The organism is Streptomyces sp. YIM S03343, assembly GCF_054729195.1.
Genome location: NZ_JBPUKX010000001.1, coordinates 2,499,894 through 2,514,909 on the forward strand (window position 1 = coordinate 2,499,894; position 15,016 = coordinate 2,514,909).

Below are 15,016 nucleotides of genomic sequence, written 5' to 3' on the forward strand. Positions count from 1 at the left end.
GCCGCCTTCCGTCCTACGGTCGGTCGCATGCCCGAAACCGGATCCTCAGCAGTGCCTCCGACCCCCGAGACGCTCCCGGCCGCTGCCGCCCGGCCGCCGTCGGCCGCGCAGCCGACGGCGGCCGGCTCGCCGCTGTCGCGCGCCGAGCAGTTCGTGTGGCTCACCGCGCGCGTGCTGGAACAGCGCCTGTTCGCCCATTTCTTCCTGGACGGCGGCCCCGACCCGGTGGAACGCGCGCTGGACGCCTACCGCAACGAGGACGGCGGCTACGGACACGCGCTGGAACCCGATCTGCGCGGCCCGGTCAGTCAGCCGCTGCACACCGCTCACGCCCTGCGTGTCCTGGACGCCATCGGGCGCTGCGGCGGCAGGCGGGTGGAGCGCGTGTGCGGCTATCTGACGGCCGTGTCCACGCCGGACGGGGCGCTGCCCGCGGTCCACCCCAGCCAGCGCGGCTACCCTGCGGCGCCGTTCGTCCCGATCCTGTCGGACCCGCCCGGCGAACTGCTCGCGACCGGGCCGGTGGTGGGACTGCTGCACCGCAACGAGGTGTGGCACGCCTGGCTGTTCAGGGCGACCGACTTCTGCTGGCAGGCCGTCGAGTCGCCGGCGGAGTCCCACCCCTACGAGGTCGAGGCCGCCGTGGCCTTCCTGGACGCGGTGCCCGACCGCCCGCGCGCGCAGGCGGCCGCCGACCGCCTCGGCCGTCTGGTGCGCGAGCGGCGGCTCGCGGCCCTGGACCCGGAGCACCTCGACGAGTACCCGGTGCAGCCGGGTTACGCGCCCGGCGAGCACCACTTTCCGCACGACTTCGCCAGGACCCCGGACTCCCTCGCGCGCGCGTGGTTCACCGACGCCGAGATGACCCGCTCCCTGGACTTCCTCGCGAGGGATCAGCAGGAGGACGGCGGCTGGCCCGTCCGCCGGCGCCAGTGGGCCCCGGCCCCCGCCCTGGAGGCGCGTCCCCTGGTGACGATCGAGGCGCTGCGCACCCTCAGGGCGTACGGCCGCCCCGTCGGCTGAGCCGGCCGGCGCCGCCGGTTCAGCCGCCCAGGGCACGCACCGCGGCCGTCACCAGGACGGCCGACGCGACGACGATCAGGAACGGGGCGCGCAGCACCAGCGCCACCGCGGCCGCCCCGAGCCCGGCCACCCGCGCGTCGAGCACGAGCGCGTGGCCGTCGGCGAACGTCTGCTGGGCCGTGAGCGCGGCGAGGAGGGCGACGGGCAGCAGCGCCGCCAGCCGTTTGACGAGCGGCCGCTCCAGGGCGCCCGCGGGCACCAGGAGACCGGCGAGTTTGACGACATAGCAGCCGAGGGCGGTGACGCCGATCGCGATCCAGGTGTTCAACGCCGCTCCTCGTCCATGGTGCAGCCGTCCTCATGTGTGGTGCCGTCGCCGTCCTCGCTGCCGCGGGGCTCCACCGGGGACGCCCCTCCCGGGCCGCTGTGGCGGCCGCGGAGCCCTTCCAGGCACAGGACGGCCGGAGCCGCCAGCGCGGCCGCCAGGACGGGGACACCGGCGGGCAGCAGCGGCAGCAGGCCGAGGCCGAGGAGCACCGCGAGACCGGCGACAGCGCGCTCGGTGGTGGTCCTCAGCATGGGTGCCAGCAGTGCGAGGAACACGGCGGGCCCGGCCGCGTCGAGCCCCCACGCGCCGGTGTCGCCGATCGCCTTCGCGCCCAGCGCGCCGAGCAGCGTGGTCAGGTTCCACAGCAGATACAGGCTGAGTCCGGTGACGGCGAAGCCGATGCGGACACCGCGCCGGGTGCGCTGGGCGAGCGCGACGGCCGTCGTCTCGTCGATGACCCACTGGGCGGCGAACGGCCGTATCGCGCGCGGGAGGGCGAGCAGCTGTGACAGTCGCAGCCCGTAGAACGCGTTGCGCACGCCCAGGAAGAAGGCGCCCGCGGCCGCCGTGAACGGGTTGCCGCCGGCGGCGAGGGCACCCACCAGCGCGAACTGGGAGGCGCCGGTGAACACCAGGAGGCTGAGTGCGCAGGTCTGGAGCAGGGTGAGCCCGCTGCCCGCCGACGTCACCCCGAAGGCGAAGCCGGACAGTCCTACGGCGACACCGACCCCGAGGGCGTCCCGGACGACGGCGGAGTCCGGTCTGCCCGCGCCGGCGTGTTCGGTCCCTGTGTCTGCGAGAGCGGTCTGTTCTGCCACGCGTCGGACGTTAGGCGCAGCCTGCGCGCTCGTCTTGTACGTTCTTGCGCTCCCGCCGGTAGGCGCCCGGGGGCACGCCCACGATGCGGGCGAAGTGACGGTTCAGGTGCGGCTGGTCGGTGAACCCCACGGCCACGGCGGCCTCGGCGGGCGTGTCGCCCGCGTCCAGCAGCCGCCGTGCTCTGCGCACGCGCGCGTCCGTCAGCCAGGCGTGGGGCGGCATGCCGTAGGCGTCCCGGAAGGCCCTCAGCAGGGCGAAGGGGCTGGTGCCGAACTGGGCGGCCAGTTGCTCCAGGGTCGGCGGCTCGGCCATCCGTTCCTCCAGCACGGCACGCGCGCGTGCCGCCGTCCGTGCTCCGGCCGTACGTGTCTCGCGCCGGGGCAGCGGGCCGCCGTTCAGCCTGAGCAGCCGGGTCACGGCGACCCTGAGCAGGGTGTCGGCGGCCAGCGCGTTGCCCTCGTCGGCGGCGCGGAGCACCCGGTGGACCAGGGCGGCGGCGTACGGGTCGTCGAGCACGGGGCCGGTGAAGCCCGGTGTGCCGCGGATCGTGGTGGTCTCGGCCGCGATCGCGGCGACCAGTTCGGGAGAGGGGTAGAGCGCCCCGTACCGCCAGCCCTCCGGGACGCCCGCGCGTCCGGTGTGCGGGGTGTCCGGGTTGATCAGCGCCAGTGTGCCCGCACCCGCGTACTGCTCAGCGCCGCGGTGGTGGAAGACCTCGAGCCCGTCGGAGATGGCGGCGATCACGAAGTTCTCGTGGGTGTGCCGCACGAACGTCTTGCGGACGTACCGGGCCCTGAGCAGGTCGACACCCGGCAACTCGGCGTACTGCCAGTGCCGCGCCAGTTCTTTCGCCGGGCCCGCCATGGGCCCATTGTCCACGAGGACCGCCGCCCGATGCCCCACTTCGGGGCGTTTGCGCAGGTCAGGCCGATTGTCAGTGGGCGGGTGCAGGATGGACGCATGGTCGACTCCGCACATCGGGCCCTCGACGGCTTCTCCCCCGCGACCCGCGGCTGGTTCACGGGGGCGTTCTCCGCGCCCACCGCGGCCCAGGCGGGCGCGTGGCGGGCCATCGGCGCGGGCTCCGACGTGCTGGTGGTGGCTCCGACGGGGTCGGGCAAGACGCTGGCCGCGTTCCTCGCCGCCCTCGACCAGTTGGCCTCGACGCCTCCGCCCGCCGATCCGCACAAGCGCTGCCGCGTGCTCTACGTGTCCCCGCTGAAGGCCCTCGCAGTCGACGTCGAGCGCAATCTGCGCAGCCCTCTGACCGGCATCCGCCACGAGTCGCTGCGTCTCGGGCTGCCCGAGCCCGAGGTGAAGGTCGGCATCCGCTCCGGCGACACCCCGCCCGCCGAGCGCCGCGCCCTGGCGACCCGTCCACCGGACATCCTGATCACCACCCCGGAGTCGCTGTTCCTGATGCTGACGTCGGCCACTCGGGACGCGCTGACCGGCGTGGAGACGGTGATCCTGGACGAGGTGCACGCGGTGGCGGGCACCAAGCGCGGCGCGCATCTGGCGCTCACCCTGGAGCGGCTGGACGAGCTGCTGCCGAGGCCGGCCCGCCGGATCGGCCTGTCCGCGACCGTCCGCCCGGTGGACGAGGTGGCCCGTTTCCTCTCGCCGCGCCGCAAGGTGGAGATCGTCCAGCCCGAGTCCGGCAAGGAGTTCGATCTCTCCGTCGTCGTCCCGGTGGAGGACCTCGGCGAGCTGGGCGGCTCCCCGGTGGCCGAGGGCGGTGAGGGCGCCGAGCGGCCGTCGATCTGGCCGCATGTGGAGGAGCGCATCGCCGATCTGGTGCAGGCGCACCGCTCGACGATCGTGTTCGCCAACTCCCGCCGCCTTGCCGAGCGCCTGTGTAACCGGCTGAACGAGATCGCGTACGAGCGCGCGACCGGCGAGCCCCTGGACGAGCACCACGCGCCCGCCGAGCTGATGGGCGGCTCCGGCGCTGCCCTGGGTGCGGCGCCGGTCATCGCGCGCGCCCATCACGGCTCGGTGTCCAAGGAACAGCGCGCGCTGGTCGAGGAGGACCTCAAGGCGGGCCGGCTGCCCGCCGTGGTGGCCACCTCCAGCCTCGAACTGGGTATCGACATGGGCGCGGTGGACCTGGTGGTCCAGGTCGAGTCGCCTCCGTCGGTGGCCTCGGGCCTCCAGCGGGTCGGCCGCGCGGGGCACCAGGTGGGTGCGGTGTCCACGGGGGTGGTCTTCCCGAAGTACCGGGGCGACCTCGTCCAGTCCGCCGTGGTCACCGAGCGGATGCGCACGGGTGATATCGAGTCGCTGCGGGTCCCGGCGAACCCGCTGGACGTGCTCGCCCAGCAGGTGGTGGCGATGACGTCGATGGACACCTGGCAGGTCGACGACCTGCTCGCCGCAGTGCGCCGGGCCGCGCCCTTCGCGTCGCTGCCCGAGTCGGCGTTCACCGCCGTCCTGGACATGCTCGCGGGCCGCTATCCGTCCGACGCGTTCGCGGAGCTGCGCCCGCGCGTGGTGTGGGACCGCGTCACCGGCACGGTCACGGGGCGCCCGGGTGCGCAGCGCCTGGCGGTCACCTCCGGCGGCACCATCCCCGACCGCGGGCTGTTCGGCGTGTTCCTCGCGGGCGCCGACCCGAAGAAGGGCGGCGGCCGGGTCGGTGAGCTCGACGAGGAGATGGTCTACGAGTCCCGGGTCGGCGATGTGTTCACGCTGGGCACCAGCAGCTGGCGCATCGAGGACATCACGCGCGACCGTGTCCTGGTGTCCCCGGCGCCGGGGGTGCCCGGCAGGCTGCCGTTCTGGAAGGGCGACCAGCTCGGCCGCCCGCTCGAACTGGGGCGCGCGGTGGGCGCGTTCCTGCGCGAGGTCGGCTCGCTGTCCGACGAGGACGCCCGGCTGCGGCTGCTGGCGGCGGGACTGGACGCCTGGGCCGCGGACAATGTGCTGGCGTATCTGGCGGAGCAGCGCGAGGCATGCGGTCATGTCCCCGACGACCGGACGATCGTCGTGGAGCGCTTCCGCGACGAGCTGGGCGACTGGCGGGTGGTGGTGCACTCGCCGTTCGGCGCCCAGGTGCACGCCCCGTGGGCCCTGGCGCTGGGCGCCCGCCTCTCCGAGCGGTACGGCATGGACGCTCAGGTCATGCACGCCGACGACGGCATCGTGCTGCGCCTGCCGGACGCCGATCTGATGGGCCTGGACCTGCTCGACCAGGACCCGGCGCAGGCGGCGCCCTTCGCCTCGGGCGCCGACCCCGACCAGGCGCCCGTCGGCGCGGCGGACGTCGTGTTCGACAAGGGCGAGGTCGACCAGATCGTCACCGACCAGGTGGGCGGCTCGGCGCTGTTCGCGTCGCGGTTCCGCGAGTGCGCGGCGCGCGCCCTGCTGCTGCCGCGCCGCAACCCGGGCAAGCGCACCCCGCTGTGGCAGCAGCGCCAGCGCGCGGCGCAACTGCTCCAGGTGGCCAGCGAGTTCGGCTCGTTCCCGATCGTCCTGGAGGCCGTCCGCGAGTGCCTCCAGGATGTGTTCGACGTGCCCGGCCTGGTCGAGCTGATGGGCGACCTGGAGTCCCGCAAGGTGCGCCTCGTCGAGGTGACCACGCCGGAGCCGTCCCCGTTCGCACGCTCGCTGCTGTTCGGGTACGTGGCGCAGTTCCTGTACGAGGGTGACTCGCCGCTCGCCGAGCGCCGCGCCGCCGCGCTGTCCCTGGACTCGCGGCTGCTGGCCGAACTGCTGGGCCAGGCCGAGCTGCGCGAGCTGCTGGACGCCGAGGTCCTCACCGAGCTGGAGCGGGAGCTGCAGTGGCTCACCGAGGACCGCCGGGTCAAGGACGCCGAGGGCGTCGCCGACCTGCTGCGGCTGCTCGGACCGCTCACGGAGGCCGAGCTGACCGAGCGGGGCGCGCAGCCCGAGTGGCCCCGGGAGCTGGCCGCCGCCCGCCGGGCGATCCGGGTCCGAATCGCCGGGGCCGACCACTGGGCGGCGATCGAGGACGCGGGCCGGCTGCGCGACGCGCTGGGCACGGCGCTGCCGGTGGGTGTCCCGGAGGCGTTCACGGAGCCCGTCAAGGATCCGCTGGGCGACCTTCTCGCCCGCCATGCCCGCACGCACGGCCCGTTCACGTCGGCCGCGGCGGCGGCACGGTTCGGGCTGGGCGTCGCGGTCACGGAGGGCGCGCTGAAGCGGCTCGCCGCGAACGGCCGTGTCGTACTCGGGGAGTTCCATCCGGCGGGCATCGGGCAGGAGTGGTGCGACGCGGCGGTGCTGCGCCGGTTGCGCCGCCGTTCGCTGGCCGCCCTGCGGCACGAGCTGGAGCCGGTGCCCCCGGCCGCGCTCGCCCAGTTCCTGCCGCAGTGGCAGCACATCGGCAAGGGGCACGCGCTGCGCGGGGTCGACGGACTGGTGCGCTGCATCGAGCAGTTGCAGGGCGCCTCGGTGCCCGCCTCGGCGCTGGAGAAGCTCGTCCTGCCGTCCCGGGTGACCGGGTACACGGCGTCGATGCTCGACGAACTCACCGCCGCGGGCGAGGTGGTGTGGGCCGGGGCGGGCTCGCTGCCCGGCAAGGACGGCTGGGTGTCGCTGTATCTGGCGGACGCGGCGCCGCTGCTCCTGCCGCTCCCGCACCCCCTGGAGCTCACCCCGCTGCACCAGTCCGTGCTGGACGCCGTCGCCGGGGGTTACGGCCTGTTCTTCCGTCAGATCGCCGACCGGGTCCGCGCCACCACCCACCCCGATGCCACGGATCCCCAACTCGCCGACGCCGTCTGGGAGCTGGCGTGGTCCGGCCGTCTGACCAACGACACCCTGGCCCCGATGCGTGCCCTGCTCGGCTCGGGCCGCACCGCGGGCTCCACGGCACACCGCGCCAAGCGCGCGGTCCCGCGCGGCCGTTACGGCTCCCTGACGGCCGCCGCCCGCACGGCGTCCCGCAGCGGGCCCCCCACGGTGGCGGGCCGCTGGTCGCTGCTCCCCGCCCATGAGCCGGACCCCACCGTGCGCGCCCACGCCCTGGCCCGCACGCTCCTGGACCGGCACGGCGTGGTGACCCGGGGAGCGGTCGCCGCCGAGGGCGTCGAGGGCGGCTTCTCGGCGACGTACCGGGTGCTGTCGGCGTTCGAGGAGAGCGGCCAGGCGCGGCGCGGCTATGTCGTGGAGGGCCTCGGCGCCGCCCAGTTCGCCATGGACGGCGCGGTGGACCGCCTGCGTGCGGTGGCCAACGCGCGCGAGCGCGGGGCGGCGCTGCCGGACCTGCCGTACGGCACCGATCCCGCCACGGGCCGCGGCGCCGGACCCGGGGCGCCGGGCACCTGGGACCCGGACGGCTTCGAACCCCTCGGCCCCTTCGAAGTCCCTGGCGGACCGGGTGACTTCGGCGAGTCCGGTGACTTCGGCGGCTTCCCCGGCCTTGAAGACCTCGAAGGCCTCAGAAACCCGGCCGACCCGGCCGACCCGGCCCGCACCGACGCTCCCGGCGGCCACACGCCCGGCGGCAGGATCCCTCGTCCCCAGGGGCCGCGTGGCCGCCGCAGCACTCCGGACGGGTACATCTCGCCCCGGGATCTCGCCCAGCCCCCGGGAACCCGAGGCGGCGGCCAGGCGTTCTCCTCGTACGACCGTGGTCTCCCCCACCGCACCACCACCCCAGGCACCGGGCCCGCGCCCGCCGTCGTGCTCGCGGCGGCGGACCCGGCGAACGCGTACGGCGCCGCTCTCCCCTGGCCGGACCCGCCCACCGGCGCCGGGCACAAGCCGGGCCGCAAGGCGGGCTCGCTCGTCGTGCTCGCCGACGGGGAGCTGACGCTCTACATGGAGCGCGGCGGCAAGACCCTGTTGGCCTGGCCGGTGGCCCCCGACACCGCGCCCTTCGACGACACACGTCTCCAGTCGGCCGCGGAGGCCCTGGCGGCGGCCGCCCGCGCGGGCACGCTGGGCACGGTCACCGTCGAGCGTGTCAACGGCGCCTCCGCGCTGACCTCGCCCATCGGGGCCCTGCTGGAGCGGGCGGGCTTCATCGCCACCCCGCGCGGACTGCGGCTGCGGGCATGACCGGGTCAGGGCGTGTCTGACAATTCGCGTCGGATCAGCGCGCGGCGTCTGGTGCGGTGCATCGCAAGGCGGAGGATCGCCCGCGTACTGGATGTAGTCGGGTGATCCGACAACGCGGCGAGGTGCCGTGTCAGACGCCGCGCGCCCGGCGGGAATTGTCAGACACGCCCCAGGCCGGGCGGACCGGCGCACGCACCGGCACCCGGGACACACCAGCACCTGGGACCTCGGCACCCGGACCGTGCCACCCTTGAGCCATGCCCGAAGGTGACTCCGTCTGGCAGACCGCGAGACGGCTGCACGACGCGCTCGCGGGCAAGGTGCTGACCCGCAGCGACCTCAGGGTGCCCCGGTTCGCCACGGCCGATCTCACCGGCCGCACCGTCCTGGACGTCGTGCCGCGCGGCAAGCACCTGCTCACGCGGGTCGAGGGCGGGCTCACCCTGCACTCGCATCTGCGGATGGACGGCGTCTGGAAGGTGTACGCGACCGGCCGGCGCTGGACCGGCGGTCCGGCCCACCAGATCCGCGCGATCCTCGGCACCGCCGACCGCACGGCCGTCGGCTACCGCCTCCCGGTGCTGGAACTGCTGCGCACCGCCGACGAGAGCCAGGCCGTCGGCCACCTCGGCCCCGATCTGCTGGGCCCCGACTGGGACCCGGACCGCGCCCTCGCCAACCTCCTCGGCGACCCCACCCGCCCGCTCGGCGAGGCACTGCTCGACCAGCGCAACCTGGCGGGGATCGGCAATGTGTACAAGAGCGAGCTCTGCTTCCTGCTCGGCGCCACTCCCTGGCTCCCGGTCGGCGCGCTGCCCGCCGAGCGGGCGGCGAAGCTGCCGGGCCTCGCCAGGCGGCTCCTGGAGGCCAACCGCGACCGCCCGGCGCGCAGCACCACGGGCCGCCGGGGCCAGGACCTGTTCGTCTACGGCCGTGCGGCCCTGCCTTGTCTGCGCTGCGGCACCCCGGTCCACGCCGCCGAGCAGGGCGACCGCTCCGGCGAACGCCCCACCTACTGGTGCCCGGTCTGCCAGACCGGCCCCGCCCCGGACCGGCCCCGCGCCGCTCCCCGCACGGCGCACGGCACCCCCCGCCCCCGCACGGACAATTGACGAACCGACAATTGACGGTCCATCAGAAATCCTCGTACCGTCCCCTCATGCCCGTCACGGCGTACGACCTCACCGGACGCACCGCCTTCGTCACCGGCGCCGCCAGCGGCATCGGCCGTGCCAGCGCCCTTCTGCTGGCCGATGCCGGGGCGGCCGTGCACTGCGCCGACCGCGACGCACCGGGCCTGCACAAGACCGCCGCCCTGATCAAGGACCGCGGCGGCACCGCGCATCCCCACCCGCTCGACGTCACCGACCGCGAACAGCTCGGGCAGGCCGTCGCGTCCTGCGAACGGCTGGACGTGATGGCCGCGGTCGCCGGGATCATGCACCGCAGTCCCGTCCTGGAGACCCGCGACGAGGACCTCGACCGGGTGTTCGACGTCAACTTCAAGGGCGTGCTGCGCGCCTGCCAGGAGGGGGCCCGCCGGATGATCGCCGGAGGGACCGGGGGCAGCATCGTCACCATGGCGTCGGGAGCCGTCGACACCGGCGGCCCGGGACTGCTGTGCTACAGCGCGGCGAAGGCGGCCGTGGTCCAGCTGACGAGGACGCTGGCGACCGAAGTGGGCGGCCACGGCATCCGCGTCAACGCGGTCGCCCCGGGCTGGATCCGCACTCCGATGACCGACCGCGACGACCCGGCGGCGACGGCACAGACCGAGGGGTGGATGTCCCGGCTGTCCCCGCTGGGGCGGGTCGGCGAGCCGGAGGAGGTGGCGCACACGGTGCTGTATCTGGCTTCGGACGCGTCGTCGTTCACGACGGGGCAGATCCTTCGCCCGAACGGGGGTGTGGCGATGCCTTGGTAGGGCGAGCCGTCCGCCAGGCGGCCCGCCAGCGGCCCGTCCCCACGGCACCCTCGGCGGACCCTTTCGGCACACAGTTCACCGGCAGCAGACTCAGCCCCCAGCCGCCGGCCACGATCGCGCCCTCCACGATCCCGGCGTGCGGGGCGCACACGACCCGCAGCGCCGCGCACCACCAGACCGCCCCGAGCGCCAGCACTGCCCCGCCACGCACCGCCCGCCCGACCCTGGCCGCCACGCCACCACCTCCAGCCGGACGCTACGACGCCGCCGAGCCCCACCGCGAGGGCGCACCGACGGCACACAGGCGCGCCGTACGCCCCGCACGCCCCGTACTCGGCGTGACGCGCCGCGGACACCATGCCGCGCGGAGCCCCTCCACCATGACCGCACCCCCGCTCCCCGGCAAACGGAGACACACCGGGCATGCCCGGCATCGGAGGGGCGGGGAACCTCACCCCAGGAACGCGAGAACCCCGACCGCACCCCTCCGGACCGATTTCTCCGGAGCGGCCCCGGCCGGGGCTTTGTATGTACACATGTACACGTTCATGGTCAGGTCGGTTCTCCGACCCCGATCGCCGGCACCCGGGATATCAGGCGGCGACCACGTCCACCGCTTCGGCGGGCGCCTTGATGGTCACCCGTTCCGGTGGCACACCAGCCACCGAGACGGAGCCCAGCATGGGGCGAACCGGCGTCGGTACATGTTCGCTGGGGGTGGCCGCTGCAGACTGGGCCAGCTCCGCGAGGGCGAGCTCGTCGCTCACTTCCCGCATGAGCTCGGACATCCGTACGTCCAGCGCGTCGCAGATGGCGGAGAGCAGTTCGGAGGAAGCCTCCTTCTGCCCCCGCTCCACCTCGGAGAGATAGCCGAGCGAGACTCGGGCGGACGAGGAGACTTCGCGCAGAGTACGGCCCTGGCGCTGGCGCTGCCGACGCAGCACGTCACCCAGCAGGCGACGGAGCAGAATCATCGGTGGCTCCCTCCTCGGACCGCGTAGCCGCATCCTTCTCGCCCCACCGTACCGCCTCGCGCCGCGGCCGTGCGGGGAGCGATGTCGTGTTCACTCAGGGCTGCAAACATCAAAACCCCCCGTTCCGTTCCGTATCCTGTGCCCGTTCATTCCCGGTGTGTTCGCTCACGATCTCCGTCAGGAGCAGCGCGAGTACGCTCCGTACACTCTCCATACGAATGTCCGCGCGGTCGCCGTTCAACCGCAGGGCCTCCACTTTTCCGCCACGGGCGGAACCCCGGAGGGTACCGGACGGCCCTTCCACGGCGATGAAAACCGTGCCCACGGGCTGTCCGTCCTGCGGGTCCGGACCGGCGACACCGGTGGTCGCGATGCCCCAGTCGGCGCCGAGCGCCTTGCGCACTCCGCCTGCCATCCCGGCCGCGACCTGCGGGTCCACCGCGCCGTGGACCGCCAGCAGATCGGCGTCGACCCCCAGCAGCAGATGCTTCAGCTCCGTGGCGTAGGCCGTCACCGACCCCCGGAAGACCTTGGAGGCCCCCGGGACCGAGGTGATCTCCGCCGCCACCAGACCGCCGGTGAGCGACTCGGCGACGGCGAGCGTCTCACCCCTCACCGTCAGTAGTCGCACCACGTCGGTGGCCGCGGAACTCACCCTTCGGTCTCCTCCAACGCCGCCGCGCGCTCGGCGATTCCCCGGCGCCTGAGCACAATGGCCTGTCTCACATAGTCGAGCCCGGACAGAACGGTCAGGACGACCGCGACACCCATCACCCAGAACCTCATGGTCGCCAGCCATCCCGTCAGCGCCAGTACATACATGCCGACGGCGATGCCCTGGGTGAGGGTCTTGAGCTTGCCGCCGCGGCTCGCCGGAATGACGCCGTAGCGGATGACGAGAAATCGCAGCAGGGTGATCCCGACCTCCCGGCCGAGAATCACGATGGTCACCCACCACGGCAGATCACCCAGGGCGGACAGACAGATCAGCGCCGCTCCCATGATCGCCTTGTCGGCGATGGGGTCGGCGATCTTCCCGAAGTCGGTGACGAGGTTGTAGGTGCGCGCCAGATGGCCGTCGAACAGGTCGGTGATCATGGCGATGGCGAAGGCCGCCCAGGCGAACGAGCGCCACGCGGGGTCGTGGCCGCCGTCCGCCAGCATCAGGGCGACGAAGCCCGGCACCAGGACCAGCCGCAGCATGGTCAGCAGGTTGGCGACGTTCCACACGCTCGCCTGGTTGACGGCGGCCGCGGCGATCTTCCCGCCGCGCGGCGCCCTGCCGCCCTCCGCCTCCCCGGCAGCGCCGGAAGCAGCACCCTGGGGGGCGCCCGCGGCGCTCCGCGAGCCCGGGGAGCCGCCCGCGGCGGATGCCGGGACTCCGGTCATCTGGCCGCCTCCTCACTGGCCGCAGGCCCGCCCGGCAGGGGCTCGGCCACGAGGTCGACACCCTCCGTACCGACCACCTTCGCCTCGACGATACGTCCCGCCGTCAGGCCCGCGCCGCTCATGAGCAGCACCTGGCCGTCCGTCTCGGGTGCCTGGTGCGCGGCGCGGCCCAGGACGCCCTCCTCGTCGTCGACGGACTCGACGAGCACGTGCACGGTCTCGCCGAGCCGCTCGTCGGCCCGCTGGGCCACCAGCCGGTCGGCGAGCCGGGAGACGCGGGCCACCCGCTCGGCGACGAGGTCCTGGTCGAGCTTGTCCTCGTACGTCGCCGCCTCGGTGCCCTCCTCGTCGGAGTAGCCGAAGACGCCGATGGCGTCGAGGCGGGCGTGGGCCAGGAAGCGCTCCAGCTCGGACAGGTCCGCCTCCGACTCGCCGGGGAAGCCGACGATGAAGTTGGAGCGCACACCGGCGTCGGGGGCCTTGGCGCGGATGGTGTCCAGGAGTTCCAGGAAGCGGTCGGTGTCGCCGAAGCGGCGCATCGCCCGCAGCACGCCGGGGGCGGAGTGCTGGAAGGACAGATCGAAGTAGGGCGCGATCTTCGGTGTCGAGGTGAGCACGTCGATCAGGCCGGGGCGCATCTCGGCCGGCTGGAGGTAGCTGACGCGGACGCGCTCGATGCCGTCGATCCCGGCGAGGTCGGGCAGCAGGGACTCCAGCAGGCGGATGTCGCCCAGGTCCTTGCCGTAGGAGGTGTTGTTCTCGGAGACCAGCATGATCTCCTTCACGCCCTGTCCGGCCAGCCACCGTGTCTCGTTCAGCACATCGGCGGGGCGGCGTGAGATGAAGGAGCCGCGGAAGGACGGGATGGCGCAGAAGGAGCACCGTCGGTCGCAGCCGGAGGCCAGTTTCACCGAGGCGACCGGGGAGCCGTCCAGACGGCGGCGCAGGGGCGGCCGGGGGCCGGACCCGGGCGCCACGCCCGCCGGAAGGTCCGTCGGAGCTCCGTGACCGGGCAGGGCCACCTCGGTGGCGGACTCCTGTCGCTCGGCGGGGCTGACGGGGAGCAGCTTGCGCCGGTCGCGGGGGGTGTGGGAGGCGTGGATGCCGCCGCCCAGGATGGTCCTCAGGCGGTCGGAGATGTCGGCGTAGTCGTCGAAGCCGAGCACGCCGTCGGCCTCGGGGAGGGCGTCGGCGAGTTCCTTGCCGTACCGCTCGGCCATGCAGCCCACTGCGACGACGGCCTGGGTTCTGCCGTGCTCCTTGAGGTCGTTGGCCTCCAGGAGGGCGTCGACGGAGTCCTTCTTGGCGGCTTCGACGAAGCCGCAGGTGTTCACCACGGCGACCTCGGCGTCCGCGGCGTCCTCGACGAGCTGCCAGCCGTCCGCCTCCAAACGGCCTGCGAGCTCCTCCGAGTCCACCTCGTTACGGGCGCAGCCGAGAGTGACGAGTGCGACGGTACGGCGTTCAGGCATGGGCTCAAGACTACTTTGTCTGACTGACACCCCACGTCGACGGGGTTGGCCCTTTCTGGACCAACCCCGTGTGTGCTTACCCGTTGGGGCCCGTTCGGGGCCCTTTGGCGGAGAAGTGCGAGCGTGCGGTGTCGCGGTAGTGCGGGCGCGCGGGTGTGCGCGGGACGGTCAGCCGACCTCCGGGTCGCCCTTCGTGTACGTGAGGCGTTCCACGGCGCCGGGCTGGAAGTCGTCCTCGATCTTCTTGCCGTTCACATAGAGCTGGATCGCTCCGGCGTCGCCGAGAATCAGGTTGATCTTCGAGCTGTCCTGGAAGGTCTTGGACTCGCCCTTCTTGAGGAGCCCGTCGAAGAGCATGCGGCCGTTGTGGTCCTTGGCGGAGATCCAACTGCGTCCGTCGACGGCGCTGACCTGGACGGTGACCTTGTCCTGGGGCGCGGCGGCGATGGCACTGTCGGAGGGTTCGGGCTTCTGGTCGGCGGGTTTGGTGTCCGTGGGGGTGGGCGAGGCGGGTTTGCTGGTGGTGGGGGTGGCGCCTTCGGCGACCTGGGTCTTGGAGCCGCCGGAGTCGTCGCCGCGGAAGGCGGTGAAGCCGACGAAGCCGACCACCGCGACGATCGCGGCGACCATGGCCGCGGTCCAGTTGGGTCCGCGCCGCTCGGGGCGGATACGTTCCGCCTCGAACAGGGGCGCGGCGGGGGTGGGCGCGGGACGGCCGCCGTGGTCGGCGTCGTACTGCGCGAGCAGCGGGGCCGGGTCGAGATGCACGGCCTTGGCCAGGGTCCTGATGTGGCCGCGTGCGTACACGTCGCCGCCGCAGGGGGCGAAGTCGTCCGCCTCGATGGCGTGCACGATGGCGATGCGGACCCGGGTGGCGGTACTGACGTCGTCGACGGTCAGCCCGGCAGCTATCCGCGCCTGCCGCAGGGCATGGCCGATGGAAGTGGTCGCTTCCTCGCGAGCGTCGTCGAACGGACGCTCGCCTTCAGAAGAGTTGCCGATGGACACGGGGGCGCCTTTCGAGCGTGTAGCCACCTGTGTAAGAGGTTCAGTTTAGGCG

General features: G+C 73.5%; 12 protein-coding genes. 4 read left to right on the forward strand and 8 right to left on the reverse strand.

Annotation, left to right across the window (positions count from 1 at the left end):
• Positions 1 to 27 precede the first annotated feature (27 nt).
• Positions 28 to 1,023, forward strand: a complete 996-nt coding sequence (locus ACSYGN_RS10630; protein ID WP_460394238.1) for a prenyltransferase/squalene oxidase repeat-containing protein — start codon at positions 28 to 30, stop codon at positions 1,021 to 1,023.
• Positions 1,024 to 1,042: 19 nt separating this feature from the next.
• On the opposite strand, the gene ACSYGN_RS10635 is transcribed toward ACSYGN_RS10630, so the two are convergent.
• The 3 genes from ACSYGN_RS10635 to ACSYGN_RS10645 are packed head-to-tail and all read right to left on the reverse strand — an operon-like array spanning position 1,043 to position 3,034.
• Positions 1,043 to 1,351, reverse strand: a complete 309-nt coding sequence (locus ACSYGN_RS10635) for an AzlD domain-containing protein (protein ID WP_460394240.1) — start codon at positions 1,349 to 1,351, stop codon at positions 1,043 to 1,045.
• The gene (locus ACSYGN_RS10640; RefSeq protein WP_460394242.1) at positions 1,348 to 2,169 is read right to left on the reverse strand and encodes an AzlC family ABC transporter permease; all 822 of its coding nucleotides are present in this window, start codon (positions 2,167 to 2,169) and stop codon (positions 1,348 to 1,350) included. Before ACSYGN_RS10640 ends, ACSYGN_RS10635 begins: the two co-directional genes overlap by 4 nt.
• A 10-nt stretch (positions 2,170 to 2,179) precedes the next feature.
• Entirely contained in the window at positions 2,180 to 3,034 is an 855-nt protein-coding gene (locus ACSYGN_RS10645) for an AraC family transcriptional regulator (RefSeq protein ID WP_460394244.1), read from the reverse strand.
• A 96-nt stretch (positions 3,035 to 3,130) separates the two neighbouring features.
• On the opposite strand from ACSYGN_RS10645, the gene ACSYGN_RS10650 reads away from it, so the two are divergent.
• From ACSYGN_RS10650 to ACSYGN_RS10660, 3 genes are all read left to right on the forward strand, one after another.
• Positions 3,131 to 8,197, forward strand: coding sequence for an ATP-dependent helicase (locus ACSYGN_RS10650; RefSeq protein ID WP_460394246.1), 5,067 nt, complete (start codon positions 3,131 to 3,133; stop codon positions 8,195 to 8,197).
• A 257-nt stretch (positions 8,198 to 8,454) separates the two neighbouring features.
• Positions 8,455 to 9,309 carry an Fpg/Nei family DNA glycosylase gene (locus tag ACSYGN_RS10655; protein WP_460394248.1) on the forward strand — a complete coding sequence of 285 codons (855 nt, stop codon included), beginning with the start codon at positions 8,455 to 8,457 and terminating at the stop codon, positions 9,307 to 9,309.
• Positions 9,310 to 9,356: 47 nt separating this feature from the next.
• Positions 9,357 to 10,121, forward strand: coding sequence for an SDR family NAD(P)-dependent oxidoreductase (locus tag ACSYGN_RS10660; RefSeq protein WP_460394250.1), 765 nt, complete (start codon positions 9,357 to 9,359; stop codon positions 10,119 to 10,121).
• A 593-nt stretch (positions 10,122 to 10,714) separates the two neighbouring features.
• Here ACSYGN_RS10660 and ACSYGN_RS10665 read toward each other — a convergent pair.
• The 5 genes from ACSYGN_RS10665 to ACSYGN_RS10685 all read right to left on the reverse strand — a co-directional run bounded on the left by ACSYGN_RS10665 (position 10,715) and on the right by ACSYGN_RS10685 (position 14,964).
• Positions 10,715 to 11,095, reverse strand: coding sequence for a helix-turn-helix domain-containing protein (locus ACSYGN_RS10665; RefSeq protein WP_460394252.1), 381 nt, complete (start codon positions 11,093 to 11,095; stop codon positions 10,715 to 10,717).
• A gap of 109 nt (positions 11,096 to 11,204) precedes the next feature.
• Positions 11,205 to 11,750 carry a CinA family protein gene (locus tag ACSYGN_RS10670; RefSeq protein ID WP_460394254.1) on the reverse strand — a complete coding sequence of 182 codons (546 nt, stop codon included), beginning with the start codon at positions 11,748 to 11,750 and terminating at the stop codon, positions 11,205 to 11,207.
• Complete coding sequence (gene pgsA / locus ACSYGN_RS10675; RefSeq protein WP_460394256.1) at positions 11,747 to 12,484, reverse strand: CDP-diacylglycerol--glycerol-3-phosphate 3-phosphatidyltransferase; 738 nt, start codon at positions 12,482 to 12,484, stop codon at positions 11,747 to 11,749. The genes ACSYGN_RS10670 and pgsA overlap by 4 nt, the downstream gene beginning before the upstream one ends.
• Positions 12,481 to 13,956: a 30S ribosomal protein S12 methylthiotransferase RimO gene (gene rimO, locus ACSYGN_RS10680; RefSeq protein WP_460394258.1), complete on the reverse strand. Its 1,476-nt coding sequence runs from the start codon at positions 13,954 to 13,956 to the stop codon at positions 12,481 to 12,483. Before rimO ends, pgsA begins: the two co-directional genes overlap by 4 nt.
• 168 nt (positions 13,957 to 14,124) lie before the next feature.
• A complete protein-coding gene (locus ACSYGN_RS10685; protein ID WP_460394260.1) occupies positions 14,125 to 14,964 on the reverse strand; it encodes a helix-turn-helix domain-containing protein in 840 nt (279 codons plus the stop codon).
• Positions 14,965 to 15,016: the final 52 nt, after the last annotated feature.

Coding starts and splice junctions, on each gene's coding strand:
- ACSYGN_RS10630 (WP_460394238.1), top strand. CDS start 28: ATGCCCGAAACCGGATCCTCAGCAGTGCCTCCGACCCCCGAGACGCTC.
- ACSYGN_RS10645 (WP_460394244.1), bottom strand. CDS start 3,034: ATGGCGGGCCCGGCGAAAGAACTGGCGCGGCACTGGCAGTACGCCGAG.
- ACSYGN_RS10650 (WP_460394246.1), top strand. CDS start 3,131: ATGGTCGACTCCGCACATCGGGCCCTCGACGGCTTCTCCCCCGCGACC.
- ACSYGN_RS10655 (WP_460394248.1), top strand. CDS start 8,455: ATGCCCGAAGGTGACTCCGTCTGGCAGACCGCGAGACGGCTGCACGAC.
- ACSYGN_RS10660 (WP_460394250.1), top strand. CDS start 9,357: ATGCCCGTCACGGCGTACGACCTCACCGGACGCACCGCCTTCGTCACC.
- ACSYGN_RS10665 (WP_460394252.1), bottom strand. CDS start 11,095: ATGATTCTGCTCCGTCGCCTGCTGGGTGACGTGCTGCGTCGGCAGCGC.
- pgsA (WP_460394256.1), bottom strand. CDS start 12,484: ATGACCGGAGTCCCGGCATCCGCCGCGGGCGGCTCCCCGGGCTCGCGG.
- rimO (WP_460394258.1), bottom strand. CDS start 13,956: ATGCCTGAACGCCGTACCGTCGCACTCGTCACTCTCGGCTGCGCCCGT.